Origin of the sequence: Vibrio sp. Evd11 (genome assembly GCF_900382755.1) — a bacterium.
Taxonomy (GTDB): domain Bacteria; phylum Pseudomonadota; class Gammaproteobacteria; order Enterobacterales; family Vibrionaceae; genus Vibrio; species Vibrio lentus.
Map to the genome: position 1 here is coordinate 23,841 of NZ_OSDX01000028.1, position 24,921 is coordinate 48,761.

Here is a 24,921-nt window from a genome sequence, read left to right on the forward strand (position 1 = left end):
AGTATGAATAGTCAAATTTGAAATGTAACTTACCTCAAGAATGGATGTGTTGAGATGTTGAAAACCACGATCATTGGCGCAAGCGGCTACACAGGAGCAGAACTGGCTCTAATGATAAACAGACACCCTGAGCTCACGCTATCAGGTTTATATGTCTCAGCCAATAGTGTAGACGCAGGTAAACCTATTGCGGCACTGCACGGTAAGTTAGCTGGCTTGATTGATATGCCAGTGCAGCCATTAACGAATCCAGAAGAAGTAGCTAAGCAGTCGGATGTGATTTTCCTAGCCACTGCACACGAGGTAAGTCACGACCTAGCGCCAATCTTCCTTGAGAACGATTGCCAAGTGTTCGACCTATCGGGTGCATTCAGAGTTAAAGGCGAAAACTTCTATCAAGAGTTTTACGGTTTTGAACATCAACACGAACAATGGCTAGACAAAGCGGCTTACGGTTTAGCTGAATGGAACGAACAAGAAATAAAAGAAGCTCAGCTTGTTGCAGTAGCGGGTTGTTACCCAACCGCATCACAACTGGCGATTAAGCCTTTAGTTGAAGCAAAGTTACTGGATGAGAACCAATGGCCAGTGATTAACGCGACTAGTGGCGTTACTGGAGCCGGTCGTAAGGCGACTATGGTCAACAGCTTCTGCGAAGTAAGCCTGCAAGCTTATGGTGTATTTAACCACCGTCATCAACCTGAAATGGCTGCACATCTAGGGTGTGATGTGATTTTCACCCCGCACCTCGGCAACTTTAAGCGTGGCATTTTAGCGACCATTACCATGAAACTGGCTGACTGTGTGACAGAACAACAGATACAAGACGCCTTCGAGCAAGCTTATCAAGGTAAGCCAGCCGTGAGATTACTCGAAGAGACATTGCCAAGAATTCAAGATGTAGAACAGACACCTTTCTGCGATTTAGGTTGGAAGGTTCAAGGTCAACACATCATCGTTGTTTCAGCGATTGATAACTTATTAAAGGGTGCATCTAGCCAAGCGATGCAGTGTTTAAATTTACGTTATGGTTTTGCGCCATTAACTGCGTTAGTGTAAGGAAATCTAGATATGAGCCTTAATAATCAACCATTAATCATAAAGTTAGGTGGCGCTGCGCTATCTTGTGGTGAAACACTTAGCAAGTTATTTGGTGCTATCTCTGCTTACCAACAACAGGCACAACGACCAATCGTGATTGTTCACGGTGGTGGCTACCTTGTTGATAATTTGATGAATAAGTTGAACCTCGAAACGGTTAAGAAAGAGGGGCTACGTGTTACTCCTTATGATCAGATCCCTGTGATTGCTGGCGCGCTAGCAGGTACAGCGAATAAATTACTTCAAGGTCAGGCGATTAAAGACGGTATCAACGCCGTTGGTTTGAGCCTAGCAGACGGTGGTTTATGTAAAGTCAGCGAGCTGAATCCTGAATTGGGTGCAGTAGGTAAAGCTGAGCCGGGCGACTCAACCGTTCTGCAAGCGATCCTTAATGCTGGTGCATTGCCAATCATTAGTTCTATTGGTCTCACTGATCAAGGACAACTGATGAACGTTAATGCTGATCAAGCCGCGGTTGCCGTTGCAGGTGCGCTTGATGCTGAACTGGTACTGCTTTCTGATGTAAGTGGAGTGTTGGATGGTAAAGGGCACCTGATTCCAAGCCTTAATCAACAACAATCCGATGACCTCATCACCGGTAAAGTCATTACTGACGGCATGATCGTTAAGGTTAAAGCCGCACTAGAAGCCGCTAACGACCTTGGACGACCAATCGAAGTCGCTACTTGGCGATACCCAGACAAGCTGACACAACTTTTTTCAGGTAAGAGCATAGGAACACAGTTTTTACCTCAGTAGGCCTCACAACGAGTGACTACTAAAGAATTTAGATAAACAGATTAAACATATAATTATTAAAGTCATTTCCAACGCTGACCGCCATGTGCAGTATGGAAATTAGGAGAAAGAAAATGAGCAAAGTTAACGTAAAGAAAGTTGTAGTAGCCTACTCTGGCGGTCTAGACACATCAGTAATCATTCCATGGTTAAAAGAGAACTATGACTGTGAAGTTATCGCATTTGTTGCTGATGTAGGCCAAGGCGATGAAGAGCTGATTGGTATTGAGGAGAAAGCAAAAGCTTCTGGTGCGTCTGAGTGTTACATCGCTGACCTTAAAGAAGAGATGGTGGCAGATTATATTTACCCAACGCTTAAAACAGGTGCTTACTACGAAGGTAAATACTTGCTAGGTACTTCAATGGCGCGTCCAATCATTGCGAAAGCACAGGTTGAAGTTGCACGTAAAGTAGGTGCAGATGCACTATGTCACGGTTGTACAGGTAAGGGTAATGACCAAGTTCGTTTTGAAGGTGCATTTGCTGCACTAGCACCAGACCTACACGTAATTGCACCTTGGCGTGAATGGGATCTAGTGAGCCGTGAAGAGTGTCTAGATTACCTAGCTGAGCGTAACATCCCTTGTACCGCTTCTCTTACTAAGATTTACTCGCGTGATGCAAACGCATGGCACATCTCTACAGAAGGTGGCGTTCTAGAAAATACATGGAACGCACCGGATGAAGATTGCTGGGCTTGGACTGTAGACCCAGAGCAAGCGCCAAACGAATCTGAAACAGTGACGCTTAAAGTTGAAAAAGGTGAAGTGGTAGCGGTTGATGGCGAAACAATGACGCCATACAACGCGCTGGTTTACCTAAATGAGAAGGGTGCGAAGCATGGTGTTGGTCGTATCGATATCGTAGAAAACCGTCTTGTTGGCATGAAGTCTCGTGGTTGTTACGAAACTCCGGGTGGCACGATCATGATGGAAGCACTGCGTGCAGTAGAGCAACTGGTTCTGGATAAAGCGGCGTTCGAATTCCGTGAAGAACTGGGTGTTAAGGCTTCTCACCTTGTATACGACGGTCGTTGGTTCACTCCGCTATGTAAGTCAATTCTTGCAGCAACAGATGAGCTAGCACAAGACGTGAATGGTGAAGTGGTTATCAAACTTTACAAAGGCCACGCAACGGTGACTCAGAAGCGTTCTGACAACAGCCTGTACTCAGAAGAGTTTGCAACCTTTGGTGAAGATGAAGTTTACGACCAAAGCCACGCTGAAGGCTTCATCCGTCTTTACTCGCTATCAAGCCGTATCCGTGCTTTGAATAGCCAAAAGTAATCCTAACAATGAGTTAGCGAGCTAGCCTTTAGCGTAAGGTTAAAGGCCAGTAAACCGACATTATTATGCAAAGCCCATTTACTACTAAACAGTGAATGGGCTTTTTGTTTTCTATTCGCTTAATAAATCAGCTTCAGCTTTTACCATTGAATGACATATAATTCGCGCTCCACGCTGAAAATAATCAATGGAATGATCTTCTGGTGAATAAATATGTGAAAATAATGAATTAATACTTTATTTTCATTTTGAATTGCCGTAAGTTTAAACCATCAGAAAAATACTGAATCTTAATCAGAATTATCATTTGCAAAAAACAGTGAGCACTGTGCAATTAGGAGATACACAATGGCATTATGGGGCGGTAGATTTACCCAAGCAGCAGACACGCGGTTCAAAGATTTTAACGATTCTCTTCGTTTTGATTACCGATTGGCTGAGCAAGACATTGTGGGCTCTATTGCCTGGTCAAAGGCTCTACAGTCGGTCAATGTTCTAACAGAAGAAGAGCAGCAAAGACTAGAGCTTGCACTGAACGAGCTAAAACTCGAAGTGATGGAAGATCCTGAACAGATCTTACGTTCTGATGCGGAAGATATTCACAGCTGGGTTGAGCAACAACTTATCGGTAAAGTCGGTGATTTGGGCAAAAAACTTCACACTGGCCGTTCTCGTAATGACCAAGTAGCGACTGACCTTAAGCTTTGGTGCCGTCAGCAAGGTAATCAACTGTTGCTAGCGCTTGATCGCCTGCAAAGCCAAATGGTGAACGTTGCTTCTCAGCATCAAGAAACCGTACTTCCTGGTTATACTCACCTTCAACGTGCTCAGCCGGTAACTTTTGCTCACTGGTGCTTGGCTTACGTTGAAATGCTTGAGCGTGATTATTCTCGTTTGAATGATGCGATTAAGCGTCTAGATACATGTCCGCTGGGTTCTGGTGCCCTTGCAGGAACCGCTTACCCGATGGACCGTGAAGAGTTAGCTCACAACTTAGGTTTCCGTCGTGCAACGCGTAACTCTCTAGATTCAGTTTCTGACCGTGACCATGTGATGGAGCTGATGTCGATTGCATCTATCTCAATGCTTCACCTTTCACGTCTTGCAGAAGATATGATTTTCTACAACTCAGGTGAATCAAACTTCATCGAGTTAGCAGACACCGTGACGTCAGGTTCGTCTCTGATGCCACAAAAGAAAAACCCGGATGCGCTAGAACTTATCCGTGGTAAAACTGGCCGTGTATACGGTTCATTAGCCGCAATGATGATGACAGTGAAAGCACTGCCTTTGGCTTACAACAAAGATATGCAAGAAGATAAAGAAGGTCTGTTTGACGCTTTAGACACTTGGAATGATTGTATGGAAATGGCTGCTCTTTGTTTTGATGGCATTAAAGTGAACGGCGAACGTACACTTGAAGCGGCGAAGCAAGGTTATGCAAACTCAACAGAATTGGCTGATTACCTAGTAGCGAAAGGCATTCCTTTCCGTGAAGCTCACCATATTGTCGGTGTGACGGTAGTTGCTGCGATTGCTAAAGGCTGTGCATTAGAAGAATTAACCATCGCAGAGATGAAAGAGTTCTCTGAGGTGATTGAAGATGATGTGTATGACATCTTGACCATTGAATCGTGTCTTGAGAAACGTAGCGCGCTGGGTGGCGTATCACCGAAGCAAGTCGCTTACGCGGTTGACCAAGCTGAGAAGCGTTTATCACAGCGTGATACTTCCATTGTTAAAGTTCGTCCGGCTCGTTTGACCGATATCGAATCATTGGAAGGCATGGTGGCCTACTGGGCTAACCTAGGTGAAAACCTACCGCGTTCTCGTAATGAGTTGGTGCGTGATATTGGCTCGTTTGCGGTCGCTGAGCATCATGGCGAGGTGACGGGTTGTGCATCACTCTATGTGTATGACTCTGGTTTAGCGGAAATCCGTTCGTTAGGTGTTGAAGCTGGCTGGCAAGGTCAAGGGCAGGGTACCGCGATTGTGCAGCACTTGGTTGAGAAAGCACGACAAATGGCCATTAAGAAGGTGTTTGTGCTGACTCGTACTCCTGAGTTCTTCATGAAGCATGACTTCTTACCAACATCGAAATCTTTGCTACCTGAGAAGGTACTGAAAGATTGCGACCAGTGTCCTCGTCAACATGCATGTGATGAAGTGGCGTTGGAAGTGAATTTGGTAGAGCAGATTATAGCTAAGGTGAATGTTGCATAAGGCATTGATTTTATAGCCCCTAAAAAAAAGATCAAAAATCTGATCTTTTTTGGGAACAAACTAAGAAAAGTCCGGTCTATTAAAGTACCACTGCTTTTTCTTAGAATTTTCTAAGAAAGCCCTAGAATCGATTGGTTCTGGGGCTTTTTTCTATCTGCTGTTTGGGAAATGAGGATGGGTCGTTAAATCGAAGCACTATTGGGTCATTGAATCGAACATCTAGCCATTATCGTTTATCGAATAAAGCCTTTCTACTAACGCTTCTTCTTCCTTAAAGGCAGCACCACAAATTTCATTATCCAATGTAGTGACAGCAAACTACTGAATGCCAACGCGGCCATCACCAAGGAGATGGCATTAATGGTTTTCGGGTCTTCTCTGAAAAATAACCACCATGCTCCCCAACTTACTAGCGACAACACCATTAGCTGGTTCATGCAACGTTGGCAGCGACCGAGTTTGTTGAAGATTTTTTCATTTTTATTGCAATGAACACATGTCATCTTAGGCTTAATTCGCGTTATGCTTGTTGCCTTGATAATACCACGTCACAAGATATTGGATCACGGTGACATAGAGAGAGAAGATCGATGATTGAGCGCCAAGAAACGAAGCAACGCATGAGCCGTATTGTTAAACACAACGGTACTATCTACCTATGTGGCCAAGTGTGTGCTGATGCAACCAAAGACATCACAGAACAGACACAGACAATGCTAGATAAAGTAGAAGCACTACTTGAACAAGCAGGCAGCGACAAAGAGCACATGCTGTCAGCAACGATTTACTTGAAAGACATGAAAGACTTCCAAGAAATGAACGCAGTATGGGATGCATGGGTACCTGAAGGTCACGCTCCAGCTCGCGCATGTGTGACTGGCGACATGGCTCGTGAAGCGCTACTGGTTGAGATCTCTGTGATTGCTGCTGAGAAGTAATAGCTAAGTCTTTAGATACAAGCAATGGCATTAAGAGATTCCAGATACCTCGTTCCTCGGTTCTGGAATGACGGTTAAGTTTTGGTTTAGTTGAATAAATAAATTATCGTCATTCCCGGTAGCGACGAAGGAGCGTTATCGAGAATCTGTTATTTGCTCGTTGCCATAAACAAAAAGGAAAGCCAATGGCTTTCCTTTTTAGTATCTAATCTATGTATTTTGTCTCAATCCACCGAGATTAACAACCAGGGCCGCAATCTAGGCAGTGTTTCACCATCTCTGGACCTAGGTGCAGTTTCGCATTCAGGTCACGTAGGGCAGTTCTTACACCCTCCTCAATTACTGGGTGGTAGAACGGCATGTCTAGCATTTCAGAAACCGTCATCTTGTTTTGGTGTGCCCATGCGAGCAAGTGAGCCAAGTGTTCTGCGTTTGGTCCCATCATCTCAGCACCAAGGAAGCGACCTGTACCTTGCTCGCCGTACACGTGCAGAATACCTTTGTTGCGTAGCATCACTCGTGAGCGACCTTGGTTCTCGAAAGACACTTCACCCGTTGCGAAACAACCACATGTGCCTAAGCGAGTTATGATCTCTTTGTATGTTTCACCCACCATTGCGATTTGTGGGTCAGAGAATACCGCAGAGATTTTAGAGCGGCGTAAGCCTGCGCGAATCTCAGGGAAGCGACCTGCATTATCACCCGCAATACGTGCTTGGTCTGCTGCTTCATGCAGTAGAGGCAGTTGGTTGCTTGCATCACCGGCAATAAATACTGATGGCAGTGATGTTTGTAGCGTGTAGTGATCGGCAATTGGAACACCACGCTCATCAAGCTCAAGAGAGGTATTCTCTAGGCCAAGCTTGTCGGTATTTGGACGACGACCTGTTGCTGCAAGTACATATTCCACGACGTTAGTTTCTAGTTCACCTTCTTTATTGATAAACTGGATTTCGACGCGCGCCTCACCTGATTCAGTGGTAATACGCTTCATGCTTTCGATTTTTACGTCGGCATCTAGGTAGAACTCTTCATTGAAGGCTTTGTCTGCGTAAGCCATGATCTCTGGGTCGGTTACTGGGCCAACTTGACCACCTAAACCGAACAGTTTTGTTTTCACACCCAAGCGGTGTAGTGACTGACCAAGCTCTAGGCCAATAACACCCGGGCCAAATACCGCAACTGATTCTGGTAAGTCATCCCAGCTGAATACGTCATCATTGATGATTAGGCGATCGCCAAGTTCATTCCAAACTGCAGGGTATGCAGGGCGAGAACCTGTTGCGATAACAATACGCTTAGCGGTCACAACCGTGTGGTCATCGATTTGTAGCGTGTTGTCGTCTAAAAACTTTGCGTAGCCAGAGACCTTGTCTTGCTCTGGGATTTCATCAACGCCTTCTAAAACAAAACCAACAAAACGGTCACGTTCAAACTTCACTCGGTCCATCACTTCACGGCCGTTAATCACGATATCACCTTGTGGGTGAACGCCAAAAGCCGGAGCTTTCTCGATGTGATGTACGCTTTCTGCAGCTGCAATAAGCAGTTTAGATGGCATACAACCAACACGAGCACAGGTTGTACCGTAAGGGCCGCCTTCAATCATCACGACACTGTCAGTGTGTGCTTTTGCAGCGCGGTAAGAACCTAGACCTGCCGTACCGCCCCCGATAACTGCTACATCTACATTGACTTGTTTCATAATAATTTTCTCGCAATGGCTAAATTTAGTGTGAACGAACCCCTCCAACTCTGGTGATTTTTTAAGAGTCAGGATTGCGGGTCTGTTTTGTGATTCTGTTTTATTAGGTTTCGCTTGTGATTTAGCTTTTTGTTACTAACTGCTTCTTGTTGCTAACTCTTCTTTTAATTAACTATAGGTTAGTTAAAAGTTAGCGAGTCAGAAGCTGTCTCTTTTTCCAAAGCTCAGATAAGAGTGGTTTGGAATCGCTAACCCACAAGAGGGTGGGTTAGCTGGTATTACTTAGGTTATTTAATTGCTAGGCGTTTATTAGCGACTAAGTGATTAACCTAGGAAAGCTTCTAATTCTTCGCTACCACCGATGTGTTTGCCACCGATGAATACTTGAGGAACGGTTGTGCGACCAGAGATTGCACGTAGGCTTACTGTTGTTGCGTCTTTACCTAGAACCACTTCTTCGTAGTTTAGACCTTTGTCGATTAGGTTTTGTTTCGCTTTCATACAGAAAGGACAGCCTGGCTTAGTGAATACTGTGATTGACTCTTGCTCTTTGTGCTCAGGAGCAAGGTAGTTAAGCATAGTATCAGCATCAGAAACCTTGAACGGGTCGCCTGGTACGTCTTCTTCGATGAACATTTTTTCTACCACGCCGTTTTTAACCAGCATGCTGTAGCGCCATGAACGTTTGCCAAAGCCGATGTCGTTTTTCTCAACTAGCATACCCATGCCGTCTGTGAAATCACCGTTGCCATCTGGGATGAATGTGATTTTTTCAGCTTCTTGGTCTGCTTTCCACGCGTTCATTACGAACGTGTCGTTTACAGAAACACAAAGGATGTCATCAACGCCGTTTTCTTTGAACACTGAGTGCAGTTCGTTGTAACGAGGTAGGTGGCTTGAAGAACATGTTGGTGTAAACGCACCTGGTAGGCTGAATACGATAACTGTCTTGTCTTTGAATAGCTCTTCCGTCGTTACGTTAACCCATGCATCACCTTGGCGAGTTGGGAATGTTACTTGAGGGATTGATTGACCTTCTTTAGATGCAAACATATTGATTTCCTTAAATAGTATTTTAATTTTTTTCTATCAGAGCATAACGTTTTTCTTTGCTCTGTTTCGTTTCGTTGAGCCCATTATTAGATAAATCCTTTGATAGCTCTAATCGTTTGATGTTATGGTTTTGATAGGTAAATTCTATCAAGAGCATTTTTCTTTTAAATGTTTCTATTAAAACCCTTGTTCTTATTAAACCTGAGGTAAGAGACTGAGCATGAACATTCGTGACTTTGAATACTTGGTGGCGCTCGCTGAGCACAAACATTTTCGAAAAGCAGCAGAAGCGTGCTTTGTAAGTCAGCCGACATTGAGCGGTCAAATACGCAAACTGGAAGATGAAATTGGACTTCAGTTAACCGAGCGTAGCCCAAGGAAGGTAATATTTACAGAATCAGGTTTACAACTTGTTGAACAAGCCAAGCGCATTCTCAACGAGGTAAAGACGTTTAAAGATATGGCGAGCGGACACGGTGAAGCGATGACGGGGCCAATGCACATTGGTTTTATCCCTACCGTTGGCCCGTACATTTTGCCAAAGATTATTCCTCATCTAAAAGAGAGTTTCCCAGATCTTGAGCTTTACCTGCACGAAGCGCAGACCCATCAGTTAGTGAGCCAACTAGAAGATGGCAAGCTTGATTGCTTGGTGCTGGCTGCGGTTGATGAAACGGCGGCGTTCAAAGAGATTGATGTCTATGACGAGCCATTAAGTGTTGCTGTACCGTGTGGTCATGAGTGGGCTCAGCAAGACACTGTCGATATGTTGCAGTTAAATGGACAAACCGTACTTGCACTAGGAGATGGTCACTGCTTACGAGACCAAGCCTTGGGCTTCTGTTTTGCTGCGGGAGCAAAAGATGATGAACGTTTTAAAGCGACCAGCTTAGAAACGCTGCGTAATATGGTAGCGGCTGGAGCGGGTATTACTTTGTTACCTCAGCTATCGGTACCCAAAGAAAAGCAGAAAGATGGTGTGTGTTATGTGCCTGCGGTTAACCCAACGCCTTCACGTCGTATTGTTGTTGCTTACCGACCGGGTTCTCCGCTAAAGGGGCGCTTTGAGCAATTGGCTGAGGCTATCCGAACTCAATTAGATAAAGCTGTTTAGCCATTTAATTTAAATCGTAGATAGATAAGATTATAGATATAAAAAAAGGGTTGATATGAATTCATATCAACCCTTTTTTGTTGGTTCATGTTACTAGGTTCTACAAACCCTAGTTAGAACAGCTCTTCTACTGCTTCACCTGATGAGGTTGAGTAGATGTCATCGTTGAAACGTTCAGTAATGTACTCGGTTGGCTCAGTGCCTTTCTCGAAATACTCGAACATCGATGAGCTGTCGAACTTGTTGGTCAGTAAGCCAGTTTCACGGTCGATACGAACACGAACGATGTTCTCCGGAATCTCTTTACGCTGCGCAGGAACACCCGCTAACGCTGTGCCCATGAAATCAACCCATGCAGGTTCTGCTGTTTTCGCGCCAGCTTCTGCACCAGTAATCTGGCTCTTGCCAAGATTAGAGTTCGCTTTGGTTCTGCCTAGGTTGCGGTTGTGGTTATCAAAACCAACCCATACCGTTGCAACCATGCCTGGGCCGTAACCGCTGTACCAAGTATCTTTCGAATCGTTGGTGGTACCGGTTTTGCCGCCAATGTCACGACGCTTCAACGGTTGTGCACGCCAACCTGTACCGTTCCAACCAGTACCTGCGCTCCAATCACCGCCACCCCAGATGTTACTGTACATCATTTCACGAACAAGGAATGCGTTCTGCTCAGAGATAACTTGAGGTGCGTATTGTACTTTGGCATCAACGTCTTGCTCTGCAAATTCATCCGCCATTGGGTCTGCAGTCATTGGCTGTTGGCAATCGTCTTTACATACCACTTTCGGTGTCGCTTCAAATTCAGTCTCACCATAGGGTGTTTCAATACGGCTGATGTAGAAAGGTTCAACGTAGTAGCCGCCATTAGCGAATACTGAGTAACCTTGTGCTACTTTCATTGGCGTTAAGCTACCCGCACCTAGAGCAATGGTTTCAGAGCGCGGTACTTCGTCAATATCAAAACCAAATCGAGTTAGGTAGTTACGAGTATTATCTAGGCCTACTTGACGCAATACACGTACTGCCATTACGTTTTTAGATTGAGCCAAGCCAATACGCAAACGAGTTGGACCCACGTAAGTCGGTGGTGAGTTCTTTGGTCGCCATGCTGTACCTTGGCTCTTATCCCATTGGTTGATAGGCGCATCGTTGATCAGTGATGCCAACGTTAGGCCTTTATCAATCGCCGCTGAGTAGATAAATGGTTTGATACCAGAACCCACCTGGCGAATAGATTGCGTCGCACGGTTGAATTTGTTGTGAACAAAGTTAAAGCCACCCACCATCGACAATACCGCGCCGTTGTTCGGGTTCATTGCAACAAAAGCGGTGTTCGCATTTGGTACTTGGCTTAGTCGCCATACAACCGGTGTTTCAGTTTCCGTCGTTGCTTCTTCTGTTGGCTCTTCAGAGACTTCGTCTCCTGTTATTGCTTCATGGCGAACCCAGATCTGTTCACCAACCGCAAGAATCTCTTTTGCTTGAGATGGGGCAGGGCCTTGACGATTATCCGTCAAGAACTTACGTGCCCAGTTCATGCCTTGCCATTCGATAGAGCCCTTGCCTTGGTTCTTAACCCAAATCTGTGCGCTTTTTGCATCAACGTCCGTCACAACGGCAGGGACAAGGTCACCATAGGTTGGTTGAGACTTAAGGTGCTTAACGATTTGTTCATGATCCCAAGCTGATTGCTCAGTTTGCCACAATACTTTTTCAGCTCCACGGTAGCCGTGACGTTCATCGTAGCCAAGTAAGTTTTTAATCGCGGCTTGGTTAGCGGCTTTTTGTAGTTTTGAATCGACGGTCGTGTAGACCTTCATGCCTGATGTATAAGCAGCTTCGCCGTAGCGTTCTACCATCCAAGCACGTGCGACTTCAGCAACATATGGTGCGCTGAGTTCAATCTCTGCACCGTGGTATTTTGATACCAGAGTTTCATTGCGAGCTTGGTCGTATTCTTCTTGAGTGATGTATTGCTCGTCTAACATACGGCGTAAGACAACGTTACGACGGTTTGTCGCGCGCTCAAGAGAGTAGATAGGGTTCATGGTTGATGGTGCTTTTGGCATACCAGCAAGCGTAGCGATTTCACTAAGAGTCAGTTCAGGGAGGTCTTTACCAAAGTAAACGCGTGCAGCAGCGCCAAAGCCATATGAACGGTGGCCTAGGAAGATCTTATTGACGTACAGCTCCATGATCTCTTCTTTGCTAAGCAATTGCTCAATGTGGATCGCAATGAAGATCTCTTTGATCTTACGCATGACCTTTTTCTCATTAGATAAGAAGAAGTTACGCGCAAGCTGCTGAGTAATGGTACTCGCACCTTGTTTTGCGGATCCTGACATCGCAACCACGATCGCAGCACGAGTAATACCAATTGGGTCAATACCTGGGTGCTCGTAGAAACGACTGTCTTCGGTAGCAATCAGGGCTTCAACAAGGTGGCGAGGTATCTCGTCATAAGTCACTGGGTTGCGACGTTTTTCACCAAATTGAGAGATCAACTTACCGTCTTGACTGAAGACTTGCATTGGCGTTTGGAGTTCTACGTCACGCAAAGTGGCAACATCAGGTAACTCTGGTTTTACGTAATAATAAAACCCGAAAATTGTACTGACTCCAAGAATCATGCAAATCAATGTAAATATGAATAATCGCTTTATGAACTTCACCGGATAATCCCTGATTAGTTAAGGCTGATAAGCAGCAAACCCTTGTACTCTAGGCTAAAAACTTAGCTTTCGTTTATTAACGCTTATTTAACTAATAATCACAACCCCTAGATAATCAACGAAATGCTTGGCACTTCAGGAGCTAGGTCACATGGGTTCATCATTAATTACAGGTATAGATATAAATCATCACAGCATCAAAGCCGTGGTACTAAAACCCGTGGGGGAGTTGTATGCCCTAGTGGGATACAAAGAGCTGCCGATTTCGGACGACATTTTTACAGCTAACCATACTCTGGAGTATCAGAAAACTGTTAAGAAACTTAAAGAACTTAGGAAAGAACTGCCTTTTGGCTGTCGTAACGTCGCCATCTCGGTACCTGATAACACAGTAATCAGTAAAGTACTGCAAATAGAGAGTGAGTTAGAAGACAGAGAAAAAGAGTTTTCTATCTATCAAACCTTTGCTCACCAGTCTCCCTTTCCTATCGAGGAGCTGAGTTTAGATTTTGTAAAGCTGGAAGACAAACGATTTGGTAAAGGATCGACAAGCAGTTATCAGGTGTACGCCACTCGTAAAGAAGTAGTAGAGAGTCGAGCGGATGCTTTAACCAAGGCTGGTTTTAAACCTGTAGTGGTGGATACGCAGGCGCATGGGTTACTCAATATCTGGCAGTTGGCTTCGCGCATGTATCCAGAAAAGGGTAATTGGTTGCTGGTGGATGTGGGTGTCGACCAAACATCGTTAGGCATTATTCCACAAGGTTCAGCCCCGTTTTATAAAGATATTGCTTTTGGTACCCAAGATCTCCGTAGCACTGACACCCTTGATGATATCGAGAGCGTATTCGGCACCGAAGAGGAGACACATAAGTTCATTGTTAACTTGATTGAAAAGCTTAAGCGTCAGTTGCAGCTCTATTCCTCGGTCAATGCGCTTCAACCGATCTCAGGGATCTGGCTGATGGGTGAGGGAGCGAGCATCCCGATGGTCACTGAAGAGCTAGAGCGTCACTTTCAGCTGAGCTGTGAGTCGCTAAACCCTTTATCTCTTTTTGAGAATAAGGTCGCCAAGAGATACCGACTGCCGATGGACTGGCAACATTTTGGAATTGCGGCTGGTATGGCGATGAGCGGGCTTAAATGGCAGGGAGGAAAGCATGTTGCATCAAATTAACCTGTTGCCTTGGCGTGATGAGATTCGCGCTCAGCACAAGAAGCGTTTTATCCACCTAGTAATCCTTGGCGTCATCATCGCGCTTGCAGGGCAATGGGCGGTGGGCAACTATTTCCATGCTCAGCAAGACAAGCAGCAAGCGCGTCTTACTTACCTAAAGCAATACATTGCCCAACTCGACCGACAAATCCAATCACTGAAAGTCGCGGAGCAAGAACATAAAGCGATCCTGACTCGGCTCGACGTTGTGGAGTCCTTACAGCTTGGTCGCAATAAGACCACTGACTTTATGAACTTGATGCCAGAGCTGATTCCTGAGGGCGTCTATGTCGACAAGATAAAGATGAATGGTCAAGAGATTGAAATGTCGGGCATCAGCGACAGTACCGCTCGCCTTGCGACTATGTTGGATAACTTGGAGCGCTCTAAGTCACTTGAAAGTGTCGAGATGCATTCTATTGTTCATAACCGCAAGCGCTTCAATAAGGAGTTCCAGACTTTCAAGGTCTCTTTTGTGTTTAGCTCTGTTTCTTTAGACAACACAACCGCAGAGAGCACAACCGCGAAGATAAAAGAGAAGAGGGCAAACCATGGCTAGTTTTCAAAATATGGTCAGTTTGCAAGACCTTGATGTCGATGAGATCACTGAATGGCCGCTACTGCCTCAACTGGCGGTGGTTCTATTGCTGATGATCTTGATTCAGGGCGTTGGCGTTTGGTTCTACATCATGCCAATGGATGATGAACTGCAACAATTGAAGCAGCAAGAGCAGACCTTGAAAGCCACTTTAAGGATTAAAGCCAATAAGGTCGCAGCTCTACCGAAGCTTCAGAGCCAGTTGGATGAGCTGACTAGCCGTTACGATTATCTGTTAGAGCAACTGCCCGTTCAAAAAGAGCTGGCCAGTATGTTGGCGTCTGTGAATGAACTCGGCTTGGATAATTCGCTGACCTTTACTCGAATCGATTGGGGACAAAAGCAGAATAAGGAGTTTCTCTATCGTTTACCGCTCAATATCGAGCTGACGGGTGACTATCACGAGATCGGCGACTTCTCGGCTGCTATCGCCAAACTGCCGCGCATCATTAGTTTTGATGATGTGAATTGGCAGCGAGTCAGCCAAGAAAGCAGCACGCTGCACTTTAGGGTTCGAGCTTATACCTACCAGTTTAAATCGGAGGTCAATGATGAAACCCAATAGCGCGTTTTACTCACTCGTGTTGCTGCTTGCGCTATCTGGCTGCAAAGCGAATCAAGACTCACTACAAGACTTTGTGACGCAGGTTGAAGCCAAGGCGAGAAAAGACGTCGAGCAACTTGTCCCAGCAACTGAATTTACGGCGGCGACTTATCAGCGCCGCACTTTTCGTCCTCCCTTTGAACTGCCTAAAGAAGCCATCGTGCAAAACCAACCCTTGGTTAAGACAGACTGCTGGCAACCCAGCGCCCGTTCTCGTAATGGCAAGTTAGAGAAGTACCCGCTGAGTAAGCTTCGTTTAAGAGGCGTGATGGGCAGTGGATCAAGCGTGTTCGGCTTAGTGCAAACACCCAAAGGCAACGTGGTAAACGTCAAGAAAGGCCAGTTTATCGGCCTAAACAATGGCCGAGTTACTAAGGTGACGAGCCAGTACGTTCAGATTAATGAAACTCTTCCAGATGGCTTAGGTTGTTGGCACAAGCGCAACGTTAGGCTGGCTCTGAAGTAAACCAATGTCACATGATGTGGATATGAGATGTAAATATGATTAAAGGAATAAGTAGATTAGTGAGCAAGGCTCTACAAGGTTTTGCTGTGTCTGTGATGTTGGTTTTTAGCGTATTCAGTTATGCAGAGAGCCTACCAAATAAATTAGAGAATATTGATTTTAGGGTTAATAAGGATAAAGACGCCGTCATTATTATTGAGCTAGCCACCACCACTGCGGTGGTCGATGTGCAGCGTGCTCAGGAAGGGTTAAGTATCGAGTTAATCAATACTGAGGTTGATGATGACAAGCTCTACCTACTGGATGTGAAGGATTTCGCTACCTTGGTTGAAGGGATTGAAGTCTATAAAGAGACACCCAGCACTCGGCTTCTCGCGACGATTAGCAATGACTATCAGTATGAATACAACTTAAAGGGGCGCTTTATTGAGGTGGTGATCAGCAAACCCGTTATCGATGAAGCGACCAAAGAAAAAAGCGTTCTAGAGAAAGAGGGTAAGCTGATATCGATTAACTTCCAAGACATCCCAGTACGAAATGTCCTACAGTTGATTGCCGACTACAACGACTTCAATCTCGTCGTGTCTGATTCGGTAGCCGGAAACCTGACGTTACGCTTAGATGGCGTACCTTGGCAGCAAGTTCTCGACATTATCTTGCAAGTTAAAGGTTTGGATAAGCGTGTTGATGGCAATGTCATCTTGGTTGCGCCGAAAGCGGAACTCGATCTTCGAGAGCAGCAAGCGCTCGAGAAATCGCGTTTAGAAGAGGAGTTAGGGGAGCTTAAATCGGAAATCATCAAGATTAACTTTGCAAAAGCCACCGACATTGCTGACATGATTGGCGGTGAAGGCGCAGTCAGCATGTTGTCCGAGCGTGGTTCGATTACTATTGATGAGAGAACCAACTCACTGCTCATTCGTGAATTGGAAGAAAACATTGCGGTGATACGAGGCATCATTGAATCGCTAGATATTCCTGTTAAGCAAGTACAGATAGAGGCGCGTATTGTAACCGTCACTGAGGGTAATCTTGATGAGCTTGGCGTTCGCTGGGGCGTTTCCTCAACCAACGGAAGCTTCACTGTTGGTGGTTCAATTGAAGGGAACCACCCATCAGCGATTACGCCATATGACGACGATAGCGGCAGCAGCGTGATAGATGACTATCTCAACGTAAACTTAGGGGCAACGTCACCGAACGCTTCGAGTATTGCATTTCAGGTGGCCAAGTTGGGGTCTGATACATTGCTCGATCTTGAGCTCTCAGCACTGCAACAAGAGTCGAAAGCTGAGATCATTTCGAGCCCACGCTTAATTACCACCAATAAAAAGCCGGCTTATATTGAGCAAGGTACTGAAATCCCTTACTTAGAGTCCTCTTCAAGTGGTGCAACGTCGGTCGCATTTAAGAAAGCGGTATTGAGTCTCAAGGTGACGCCGCAGATAACGCCCGACAATCGCTTGGTGTTGGATTTGAGTGTGACTCAAGATAGACCAGGGCAAGTGGTAAAAACCGGAACTGGAGAAGCTGTGGCGATTGATACTCAACGTATTGGTACGCAAGTGCTTGTTAATAATGGTGAAACTGTCGTGCTTGGTGGGATATTCCAGCACAGCGTGAGCAGTACTGTGGATAAAGTTCCGCTGTTGGGAGACCTGCCAGTTTTGGGTGCATTGTTCCGTCGCAGCTATGAAAATGTGGGTAAAAGTGAACTACTTATTTTTGTCACACCCAAAGTTGTGATTCAGTAATGAACAATTAGATTAAAAATAAAGTTGCATTAGTGGCACCTAACCTTGATAATTTCGGGTCTTATCACGAATTATCTGTGAGGAATCGGTGCCACGGGCCTTTTAATTTCAGTACTTGTACTGACCTACCTTGTGGCGATGTCATTGAATTAACGTTGTAAATTACTGCTAAAAACATGGCTGAGAAACGCAATATTTTTCTTGTTGGCCCAATGGGCGCCGGCAAAAGTACAATTGGTAGACACCTAGCTTCCCAACTTCATATGGAGTTTCTAGACTCTGACACTGTGATCGAAGAGCGCACTGGCGCAGACATCGCATGGGTTTTTGATGTTGAGGGCGAAGATGGTTTCCGTAAGCGCGAAGAATCTGTAATCAACGACCTGACAGAAGAACAAGGTATTGTTCTTGCGACAGGCGGTGGTTCAGTACTGAGCAAAGAAAACCGTAACCGTCTATCTGCACGAGGCATTGTTGTATACCTAGAGACAACAATTGAAAAGCAACTTGCTCGCACTAACCGCGACAAGAAACGCCCTCTACTTCAAACAGACAACCCGCGTGATGTGCTAGAAGATCTAGCTGTATCTCGCAACGCACTATACGAAGAAGTGGCGGACTACACAGTTCGTACTGACGACCAAAGTGCAAAAGTGGTAGCCAACCAGATCGTAAAAATGCTAGAAGAACGTTAAGTTCATTTTTCGGAGAGCAAACCCATGGAACGGATTACGGTCAATCTAGCTGAGCGTAGCTACCCTATCTCTATTGGCGCCGGGTTATTTGAACACCCGGCGTACCTTTCTTTTTTGTCAGGTAAACAGAAAGTTGTTGTTATCAGTAATGTGACAGTAGCGCCTCTTTATGCCGATAAAATTTTATCGCTATTGGATCAAGTAGGCTGTCAAACTTCTCTTTTAGAGTTGCCAGACGGTGAGCAGTACAAAACACTTGAAACGTTCAACTCAGTGATGAGCTACATGCTTGAAGGAAATTACAGCCGCGATGTGGTGGTGATTGCTTTAGGTGGTGGTGTTATCGGTGATTTGGTCGGTTTTGCTGCCTCTTGTTACCAACGCGGTATTGATTTCATTCAGATCCCGACGACACTTCTTTCTCAAGTGGATTCCTCTGTAGGTGGTAAAACCGCAGTGAACCATCCCCTTGGCAAGAATATGATCGGCGCTTTCTATCAACCAAAATCTGTCATCATCGATACAAACTGTTTATCAACGCTTCCTGAGCGTGAGTTTGCAGCGGGTATTGCTGAGGTCATCAAATACGGCATCATCTATGATGAAACCTTCTTTGATTGGTTGGAACTGAATCTAGAGAAACTTTATCAACTTGATGAACAAGCACTGATCACCGCAATTGCTCGTTGTTGTGCAATTAAGGCTGAAGTGGTTGCTATCGATGAAAAAGAGTCAGGAATTAGAGCGTTATTGAACCTAGGTCATACATTTGGTCATGCGATTGAAGCAGAACTAGGCTATGGTAATTGGCTACATGGTGAAGCTGTGTCTTCAGGTACTGTAATGGCAGCCAAAACGGCTCAATTACAGGGACTGATCTCTCAGCAGCAGCTTGAGCGAATTATTTCTATACTCAAGAATGCGAAACTGCCAATCCATACGCCAGAAAGCATGTCTTTTGAAGACTTTATGAAGCACATGATGCGCGATAAAAAAGTGCTGTCTGGTCAGTTACGTTTGGTATTGCCAACAAGTATTGGTACTGCTGAAGTGGTCGCTGATGTGCCTCAAGACATCATTAAACAAGCGATTGATTTCTGCCGTACTCTTTAAATTTGGTTGTGATGTTGCCTAGTTAACCCCTAGGCAACTGAAGCGTTTTACTGATCGATCTTATCAGTAGGGATCCCCAATGAGTTTGGCTCATGAATTAAGAGTATTAGAGTTAGAATCTCAAGTTGAGCTATTAGAACGCTTACAGCTTTTGACTAACTTTGGCTCAAACCTAGTCACGGTCGCTGGTAAAACTGGCTCTGGCCGTTCATGGTTAGCTCAGCGTTATCTAGAGGCGTGGTCGACAGAAAAGAATCAGTGCTTACTGCTTTGTCACCCAAGCCAAGATGATCAGCAACACCGAGCTCTTATTCTTAGTCAGATTGTTTCTGATCCACTCTTTAATCAACATGACTCTTTATCAGATAGCCTTGCACGGTTACTGGGTGGAGATTCGTGTCATGTGGTTATCGTTATCGATGATGCCCACCGACTCTCAGAACTCTTAGTATCCGAACTGTGGATGCTGGTACTTGAGGCTCAATCTAATCCTCAATGGACGATCAATATCGTTCTCTTCTCGGAACCTGGCCATTTAGACCCGCTGTTAACACGTCTGAGCTACGGTCAACAACACAAGCCTATCGATCTAGAAATCGATAATCTATCCCAACCCGAAGCTGAACATTTCTTTGAATCACTGGTGATTCGATATGTTGATGATGAGTCTGAAACTCGCGTGCGACGTGCGTTTAATAAAGCGCAACCTTTGCCCGGTGAGTTAATGGCCTTAGGAGAATTGAAAGTGGAAAAAAGGATTATTATTCGCTCAATCATTGGTTCACCTATCAATATCGCGATTGTGGTGGCGTTGTTGTTAGTTGTTATCGGCGGCGGTTACTGGTGGATGTTTAGTCAACCAACCCCTGATGATAAAGCGCAATCTCTCATTGCGCCGATAGAACAGACCGCTATCCCGACGGTTGAAGTAGAAAATGGCACAGAGCAAACTGGAATCGACGGTTCGGTTGATTCTGAAACCGACACTGACATGAGTTACCAAGGTGCTGACGATGACAGTTCATCTTTACCACCGGTTGTGGTGGAAGGTACAGCCAGTGTTGGCGAAGTGAAACAAGAGCAGCAACGTGTGGTGATTACTTCTGATGTGGTTGATGCGTTATTGGATGACAAGCCGAAAAGTGCCGATACCAGCTCGATTGATGCTGCCGTTGAAGAAAACACAGGTGCCGCGGTTAGCGCGCAACCTGATGCGGCGAAAAACGAGTCACAAGCTTCAGTTGATGAAGATGCTGACCTAACGGAATCAACACCGCCGACGAAAAAGATCACCTTCTCATTTGCTCGTGAAGAGTTACAAGCTATCTCGCCACGCGCGTATACCTTACAGTTGAGCGCGATGACGTCATTAGAAGATGTTCAGTCTTTTATTGAAGAATATGAAGTCGAAGGCAAGGTTCGTATTTACCCAACACTTCGTAACGATACCAAGTGGTTTATCATCACTTATCAAGATTACCCAACGATTCAAGTGGCGCGAGACGCGGTAAGTGCTTTATCAAAACCACTTCAACAGTTGGAACCTTGGGCAAAATCGATGAATCAAGTGCATCGAGAGATAGAACGTGCGAAATAACCCTGAGCTTAGCCTCAAAATATGTTACATTCCGCAGCCTTATTTTTGAGTTGATAGATAGAGCAGTAAATGAAAAAGCAGCGTGCCTTTCTAAAATGGGCTGGTGGTAAATATGGCCTAGTTGAAGACATCCAACGTCACCTGCCACCTGCTCGAAAATTGGTAGAACCGTTTGTCGGTGCAGGCTCAGTGTTTTTGAATACTGATTTTGAACAGTACCTGCTTGCGGATATCAATCCCGATCTTATCAACTTGTACAACCTTCTTAAAACTGACCCTGAAACTTACATCTCTGAAGCGAAGCGCTGGTTCTGTCCTGAGAATAATCGCAAAGAAGTCTTTTTAGATATTCGAGCTGAGTTCAATGGTACCGACAATGTCATGTATCGCTCGCTTGCTTTCTTGTATATGAACCGATTTGGCTTCAATGGCCTGTGTCGATACAACAAGAAAGGTGGTTTTAATGTTCCGTTTGGTTCTTACAAAAAACCTTATTTCCCAGAAGCTGAGCTTGAGTTTTTCTCTGAGAAAGCAAAAAAAGCGACGTTTGTTTGTGAAGGCTACAGTGAGACCTTTAGCCGCGCCCGTAAAGGCTGTGTGGTTTATTGTGATCCTCCTTATGCGCCATTGTCTAGCACTGCTAACTTTACCTCTTACGCGGGTAATGGCTTCAGCTTAGATGATCAAGCGGCCTTGGCTGATGTTGCAGAAAGAGCGGCAATGGAGCGAGGCATCCCTGTCTTGATTTCAAACCATGACACCACCTTAACGCGCCGTTTATACCATGGTGCGGAGCTAAACGTGGTCAAGGTTAAGCGCACCATTAGCCGTAATGGCGCAGGGCGCAATAAAGTCGATGAGTTACTGGCGCTTTTTCATAAAGAGAAAAACCAGCAACACGCTTCAACAGAATTGTAGTAGTCAGAATAACCCTCGAACTCATCAAATTGAGTGACTCACGGGGACTTTCATAAACTAATCTTTCGAACTGCTAGGATCTGCTTAGGTGCTTAGGTAGAATTGCACACCAAATAGTCTTGGGATCGAGTCTTGTATTTGTTACGAGAGGTCACAAGGCGGTGATATTCGCAATTTACTCACTCTTAAGAGGTTTGGTATGAAAGATTTTCTAATCGCTCCATCGATTTTGTCTGCAGATTTTGCTCGTCTTGGTGAAGACGTAGAGAAAGTACTCGCAGCCGGTGCTGATGTTGTGCACTTCGATGTGATGGACAACCATTACGTACCGAACCTGACTTTTGGCGCTCCTATCTGTAAAGCGCTACGCGACTACGGTATTACAGCGCCTATCGATGTTCACCTAATGGTTAAGCCTGTGGATAGCATCGTACCTGAGTTTGCTAAAGCCGGCGCATCAATGATTACCTTCCATGTTGAAGCCTCTGAGCACGTTGACCGTACTCTACAGCTAATCAAAGAACACGGCTGTAAAGCAGGGGTAGTATTGAACCCAGCAACGCCACTTTCTTGCCTTGATTACATCCTAGACAAAGTCGACATGATTCTACTGATGTCAGTGAACCCTGGCTTTGGCGGTCAATCTTTCATTCCTCATACTCTTGATAAGCTGCGCGCTGTTCGTAAACTTATTGACGAATCTGGCCGTGATATCCGCCTTGAGATTGATGGCGGCGTGAAGGTTGATAACATCCGTGAAATTGCAGAAGCGGGCGCAGATATGTTCGTTGCCGGTTCTGCTATCTTCAATCAAGCAGATTACAAAGAAGTGATTGATGAGATGCGTGCAGAGCTTGCAAAAGTTAACGCATAAAAGTAGAACTAAGGTCTGTTGACCTAAAATCAAAAAAATTTAGATTAAGGGGCTCATTGGCCCCTTTTTTACGTCTTATAGCTCAACTCATAAGGCGAAAATTATAAATAGGAAAGTAAGATGTCATTAAGCTCAATAAAACTGATCGCCTTTGATTTGGATGGAACCTTGTTAGATAGCGTGCCTGATTTAGCTGTCGCCGCTGACCAAGCCTGTCAGGAACTAGGGTTTTCTTCAGTAAGCGAAGAACAAGTTCGCGACTATGTGGGTAATGGTGCTGATGTTCTTATCGGACGTTCATTGAGCCGCAACCTGACGGTTGACCCAAGCCTAGAGCCTGAGCTTCTTAAGAAAGCGCGCATCCTGTTTGATGATTTCTACGAGCAGGGCGGCCATAAGCTAAGTCACCTTTATCCATCAGTAAAAGAAACACTCGCTGAGTTGGACAAAGCGGGCTTCACCATGGCGCTGGTAACCAACAAGCCATCGAAATTTGTACCAGACGTTCTGGCGCAGCACGGTATCGATAAGTACTTTGTTGATGTGTTGGGCGGCGACTCTTTCCCAGAGAAAAAGCCGAACCCAGTGGCGCTGAACTGGTTGCTAGAAAAGCACAATGTGAAGGCTGAAGAGATGCTGATGGTTGGCGATTCAAGCAACGACATCAAAGCGGCTAAGAATGCAGGCTGTCACTCGTTTGGTCTGACTTACGGCTATAACCATGGTGAGCCGATTTCAGCATCAAACCCTGACTATGTCGCAGACAACATTGCGCAATTACTAGATGTCGTTCTAGTTTCAGCATAAAGCGGACAAAAGTTAGCTAACCTACTAGCAAAATACTTATCAATGAGTACACTGGATGAGCCGTACAGAAGAGCTGTGCGGCTTTTCTATTTTAAAGTTAAGAAGCTAAGTTTTTCAGATACTACGTTAATAAACTAAGTTAACGAGCTTAGCGAACAAGCAAAGGAATTAAAACCATGAGCAAGCCCATCGTATTGAGTGGTGTTCAACCATCTGGTGAACTAAGTATCGGTAACTACTTGGGTGCTCTACGTCAATGGCAACAGATGCAAGATGATTACGATTGCCAATACTGTGTTGTAGACCTTCACGCAATTACGGTTCGCCAAGATCCGAAAGCGTTGCATGAAGCGACTCTAGACGCATTAGCAATCTGTCTTGCTGTCGGTGTTGATCCAAAGAAGAGCACGCTATTTGTTCAGTCACACGTACCAGAGCATGCTCAACTTGGTTGGCTTCTTAACTGTTACACACAAATGGGTGAACTGAGCCGTATGACTCAGTTCAAAGATAAGTCTGCACGTCACTCAAATGACGTAAACGTAGGCCTATACGACTACCCAGTGTTGATGGCTGCAGACATCCTGCTTTACGGCGCGCACCAGGTGCCAGTAGGTAGCGACCAGAAACAACATTTAGAGCTAGCGCGTGATATCGCCAATCGCTTTAACAACATCTACGGCCCTGAAACGCCAATCTTCCAAGTGCCAGAACCTTACATTCCAACAGTGAATGCACGTGTAATGAGCCTGCAAGATGCGACGAAGAAAATGTCTAAGTCGGATGACAACCGTAAGAACGTAATTACTCTGCTAGAAGAGCCTAAGTCGATCATCAAGAAGATCAACAAAGCGCAAACGGATGCAGAAACGCCACCACGTATCGCTCACGATTGGGAAAACAAAGCAGGTATCTCTAACCTAATGGGTCTGTACTCTGCGGCGACGGGTAAAACGTTCGAAGAGATCGAAGCACAATACCAAGGCGTTGAAATGTACGGTCCATTTAAGAAAGATGTAGGCGCAGCATTGGTTGAGATGCTTGAGCCGATTCAATCTGAATACCACCGTATCCGTGCTGATCGTGCTTACATGGACGCAGTAATGAAAGCCGGTGCTGAAAAAGCGTCTGAGCGTGCTGCAGTAACACTGAAAAAAGCATACGAAGCGGTAGGTTTTGTTACTCGCCCGTAGCCCCTACTTCGACGATAGTTAGATTTTAGAGCTCCACTATTGGTGGGGCTTTTTTTATGTCTATTGTTGAGGAGATATCAATAGAGGAGTGCCTACGTAAGATTCACGTGTTCTTTCAAGGTGAAGAGTAGAGTTTGACTTCAACTACGGTAATTGATTGTATCGCTTATTCTATAGCTCAATCCACATAACATAA

General features: G+C 45.2%; 22 protein-coding genes and 1 pseudogene. 18 read left to right on the plus strand and 5 right to left on the minus strand.

Annotation, left to right across the window (positions count from 1 at the left end; all coding sequences use genetic code 11):
* Positions 1-54 precede the first annotated feature (54 nt).
* The 4 genes from argC to argH all read left to right on the plus strand — a co-directional run bounded on the left by argC (position 55) and on the right by argH (position 5,408).
* Positions 55-1,059: an N-acetyl-gamma-glutamyl-phosphate reductase gene (gene argC / locus ED652_RS13320; RefSeq protein ID WP_122055128.1), complete on the plus strand. Its 1,005-nt coding sequence runs from the start codon at positions 55-57 to the stop codon at positions 1,057-1,059.
* A gap of 12 nt (positions 1,060-1,071) precedes the next feature.
* Positions 1,072-1,860 (plus strand): acetylglutamate kinase, encoded by a 789-nt coding sequence (gene argB, locus ED652_RS13325; protein ID WP_122055129.1) that lies wholly within the window; start codon positions 1,072-1,074, stop codon positions 1,858-1,860.
* 113 nt (positions 1,861-1,973) lie between these two features.
* Positions 1,974-3,185 (plus strand): argininosuccinate synthase, encoded by a 1,212-nt coding sequence (locus tag ED652_RS13330; RefSeq protein ID WP_009848894.1) that lies wholly within the window; start codon positions 1,974-1,976, stop codon positions 3,183-3,185.
* Between the two features lie 348 nt (positions 3,186-3,533).
* On the plus strand, positions 3,534-5,408 hold the full coding sequence (argH, locus tag ED652_RS13335) for an argininosuccinate lyase (protein WP_017086009.1): 1,875 nt from the start codon (positions 3,534-3,536) through the stop codon (positions 5,406-5,408).
* A gap of 254 nt (positions 5,409-5,662) precedes the next feature.
* On the opposite strand, the gene ED652_RS13340 is transcribed toward argH, so the two are convergent.
* Positions 5,663-5,911 carry a DUF3624 domain-containing protein gene (locus tag ED652_RS13340; RefSeq protein ID WP_122055130.1) on the minus strand — a complete coding sequence of 83 codons (249 nt, stop codon included), beginning with the start codon at positions 5,909-5,911 and terminating at the stop codon, positions 5,663-5,665.
* A gap of 87 nt (positions 5,912-5,998) precedes the next feature.
* Here ED652_RS13340 and ED652_RS13345 point away from each other — a divergent pair, with 87 nt between their 5' ends.
* On the plus strand, positions 5,999-6,346 hold the full coding sequence (locus tag ED652_RS13345) for a RidA family protein (protein ID WP_004729674.1): 348 nt from the start codon (positions 5,999-6,001) through the stop codon (positions 6,344-6,346).
* Positions 6,347-6,584: 238 nt separating this feature from the next.
* Here ED652_RS13345 and ED652_RS13350 read toward each other — a convergent pair whose 3' ends face one another.
* The 3 genes and pseudogenes from ED652_RS13350 to ED652_RS23965 form a co-directional block, all read right to left on the minus strand.
* Complete coding sequence (locus tag ED652_RS13350) at positions 6,585-8,051, minus strand: dihydrolipoyl dehydrogenase (protein WP_122055132.1); 1,467 nt, start codon at positions 8,049-8,051, stop codon at positions 6,585-6,587.
* 324 nt (positions 8,052-8,375) lie between these two features.
* Positions 8,376-9,104: a glutathione peroxidase gene (locus ED652_RS13355; RefSeq protein WP_017073712.1), complete on the minus strand. Its 729-nt coding sequence runs from the start codon at positions 9,102-9,104 to the stop codon at positions 8,376-8,378.
* Between the two features lie 22 nt (positions 9,105-9,126).
* Positions 9,127-9,326 (minus strand): annotated as a pseudogene (locus ED652_RS23965) (hypothetical protein).
* On the opposite strand from ED652_RS23965, the gene oxyR reads away from it, so the two are divergent.
* Entirely contained in the window at positions 9,325-10,218 is an 894-nt protein-coding gene (oxyR, locus tag ED652_RS13365; RefSeq protein WP_017108572.1) for a DNA-binding transcriptional regulator OxyR, read from the plus strand. The pseudogene ED652_RS23965 and the gene oxyR overlap by 2 nt on opposite strands.
* 113 nt (positions 10,219-10,331) lie before the next feature.
* Here the strand turns inward: oxyR and ED652_RS13370 are convergent, their stop codons facing one another.
* Complete coding sequence (locus ED652_RS13370; RefSeq protein ID WP_122055134.1) at positions 10,332-12,890, minus strand: penicillin-binding protein 1A; 2,559 nt, start codon at positions 12,888-12,890, stop codon at positions 10,332-10,334.
* A 151-nt stretch (positions 12,891-13,041) separates the two neighbouring features.
* On the opposite strand from ED652_RS13370, the gene pilM reads away from it, so the two are divergent.
* From pilM to trpS, 12 genes are all read left to right on the plus strand, one after another.
* Complete coding sequence (gene pilM / locus ED652_RS13375; RefSeq protein WP_122055136.1) at positions 13,042-14,067, plus strand: type IV pilus assembly protein PilM; 1,026 nt, start codon at positions 13,042-13,044, stop codon at positions 14,065-14,067.
* A complete protein-coding gene (locus ED652_RS13380) occupies positions 14,051-14,665 on the plus strand; it encodes a PilN domain-containing protein (RefSeq protein WP_122055138.1) in 615 nt (204 codons plus the stop codon). Before pilM ends, ED652_RS13380 begins: the two co-directional genes overlap by 17 nt.
* Complete coding sequence (locus ED652_RS13385; protein ID WP_122055139.1) at positions 14,658-15,269, plus strand: type 4a pilus biogenesis protein PilO; 612 nt, start codon at positions 14,658-14,660, stop codon at positions 15,267-15,269. The genes ED652_RS13380 and ED652_RS13385 overlap by 8 nt, the downstream gene beginning before the upstream one ends.
* Positions 15,256-15,774, plus strand: a complete 519-nt coding sequence (locus ED652_RS13390) for a pilus assembly protein PilP (RefSeq protein WP_122055141.1) — start codon at positions 15,256-15,258, stop codon at positions 15,772-15,774. The genes ED652_RS13385 and ED652_RS13390 overlap by 14 nt, the downstream gene beginning before the upstream one ends.
* A gap of 35 nt (positions 15,775-15,809) precedes the next feature.
* On the plus strand, positions 15,810-17,528 hold the full coding sequence (locus ED652_RS13395; protein ID WP_122055142.1) for a type IV pilus secretin PilQ: 1,719 nt from the start codon (positions 15,810-15,812) through the stop codon (positions 17,526-17,528).
* A gap of 176 nt (positions 17,529-17,704) precedes the next feature.
* Positions 17,705-18,223 (plus strand): shikimate kinase AroK, encoded by a 519-nt coding sequence (gene aroK / locus ED652_RS13400; RefSeq protein WP_009848907.1) that lies wholly within the window; start codon positions 17,705-17,707, stop codon positions 18,221-18,223.
* A 24-nt stretch (positions 18,224-18,247) separates the two neighbouring features.
* Positions 18,248-19,336: a 3-dehydroquinate synthase gene (gene aroB / locus ED652_RS13405; protein ID WP_122055144.1), complete on the plus strand. Its 1,089-nt coding sequence runs from the start codon at positions 18,248-18,250 to the stop codon at positions 19,334-19,336.
* Positions 19,337-19,415: 79 nt separating this feature from the next.
* Positions 19,416-20,933 (plus strand): SPOR domain-containing protein, encoded by a 1,518-nt coding sequence (locus ED652_RS13410; protein ID WP_122055146.1) that lies wholly within the window; start codon positions 19,416-19,418, stop codon positions 20,931-20,933.
* A gap of 69 nt (positions 20,934-21,002) precedes the next feature.
* The gene (locus ED652_RS13415) at positions 21,003-21,851 is read left to right on the plus strand and encodes a Dam family site-specific DNA-(adenine-N6)-methyltransferase (RefSeq protein ID WP_017104652.1); all 849 of its coding nucleotides are present in this window, start codon (positions 21,003-21,005) and stop codon (positions 21,849-21,851) included.
* A gap of 199 nt (positions 21,852-22,050) precedes the next feature.
* Positions 22,051-22,725 (plus strand): ribulose-phosphate 3-epimerase, encoded by a 675-nt coding sequence (gene rpe, locus ED652_RS13420; RefSeq protein WP_065104124.1) that lies wholly within the window; start codon positions 22,051-22,053, stop codon positions 22,723-22,725.
* A 120-nt stretch (positions 22,726-22,845) separates the two neighbouring features.
* Positions 22,846-23,532: a phosphoglycolate phosphatase gene (locus tag ED652_RS13425; protein WP_017104654.1), complete on the plus strand. Its 687-nt coding sequence runs from the start codon at positions 22,846-22,848 to the stop codon at positions 23,530-23,532.
* A gap of 176 nt (positions 23,533-23,708) precedes the next feature.
* Positions 23,709-24,725, plus strand: coding sequence for a tryptophan--tRNA ligase (trpS, locus tag ED652_RS13430; RefSeq protein WP_017103608.1), 1,017 nt, complete (start codon positions 23,709-23,711; stop codon positions 24,723-24,725).
* Positions 24,726-24,921 lie beyond the last annotated feature (196 nt).

Coding starts and splice junctions, on each gene's coding strand:
- argC (WP_122055128.1), top strand. CDS start 55: ATGTTGAAAACCACGATCATTGGCGCAAGCGGCTACACAGGAGCAGAA.
- argB (WP_122055129.1), top strand. CDS start 1,072: ATGAGCCTTAATAATCAACCATTAATCATAAAGTTAGGTGGCGCTGCG.
- ED652_RS13330 (WP_009848894.1), top strand. CDS start 1,974: ATGAGCAAAGTTAACGTAAAGAAAGTTGTAGTAGCCTACTCTGGCGGT.
- argH (WP_017086009.1), top strand. CDS start 3,534: ATGGCATTATGGGGCGGTAGATTTACCCAAGCAGCAGACACGCGGTTC.
- ED652_RS13340 (WP_122055130.1), bottom strand. CDS start 5,911: ATGACATGTGTTCATTGCAATAAAAATGAAAAAATCTTCAACAAACTC.
- ED652_RS13345 (WP_004729674.1), top strand. CDS start 5,999: ATGATTGAGCGCCAAGAAACGAAGCAACGCATGAGCCGTATTGTTAAA.
- ED652_RS13350 (WP_122055132.1), bottom strand. CDS start 8,051: ATGAAACAAGTCAATGTAGATGTAGCAGTTATCGGGGGCGGTACGGCA.
- ED652_RS13355 (WP_017073712.1), bottom strand. CDS start 9,104: ATGTTTGCATCTAAAGAAGGTCAATCAATCCCTCAAGTAACATTCCCA.
- oxyR (WP_017108572.1), top strand. CDS start 9,325: ATGAACATTCGTGACTTTGAATACTTGGTGGCGCTCGCTGAGCACAAA.
- pilM (WP_122055136.1), top strand. CDS start 13,042: ATGGGTTCATCATTAATTACAGGTATAGATATAAATCATCACAGCATC.
- ED652_RS13380 (WP_122055138.1), top strand. CDS start 14,051: ATGTTGCATCAAATTAACCTGTTGCCTTGGCGTGATGAGATTCGCGCT.
- ED652_RS13385 (WP_122055139.1), top strand. CDS start 14,658: ATGGCTAGTTTTCAAAATATGGTCAGTTTGCAAGACCTTGATGTCGAT.
- ED652_RS13390 (WP_122055141.1), top strand. CDS start 15,256: ATGAAACCCAATAGCGCGTTTTACTCACTCGTGTTGCTGCTTGCGCTA.
- ED652_RS13395 (WP_122055142.1), top strand. CDS start 15,810: ATGATTAAAGGAATAAGTAGATTAGTGAGCAAGGCTCTACAAGGTTTT.
- aroK (WP_009848907.1), top strand. CDS start 17,705: ATGGCTGAGAAACGCAATATTTTTCTTGTTGGCCCAATGGGCGCCGGC.
- aroB (WP_122055144.1), top strand. CDS start 18,248: ATGGAACGGATTACGGTCAATCTAGCTGAGCGTAGCTACCCTATCTCT.
- ED652_RS13410 (WP_122055146.1), top strand. CDS start 19,416: ATGAGTTTGGCTCATGAATTAAGAGTATTAGAGTTAGAATCTCAAGTT.
- ED652_RS13415 (WP_017104652.1), top strand. CDS start 21,003: ATGAAAAAGCAGCGTGCCTTTCTAAAATGGGCTGGTGGTAAATATGGC.
- rpe (WP_065104124.1), top strand. CDS start 22,051: ATGAAAGATTTTCTAATCGCTCCATCGATTTTGTCTGCAGATTTTGCT.
- ED652_RS13425 (WP_017104654.1), top strand. CDS start 22,846: ATGTCATTAAGCTCAATAAAACTGATCGCCTTTGATTTGGATGGAACC.
- trpS (WP_017103608.1), top strand. CDS start 23,709: ATGAGCAAGCCCATCGTATTGAGTGGTGTTCAACCATCTGGTGAACTA.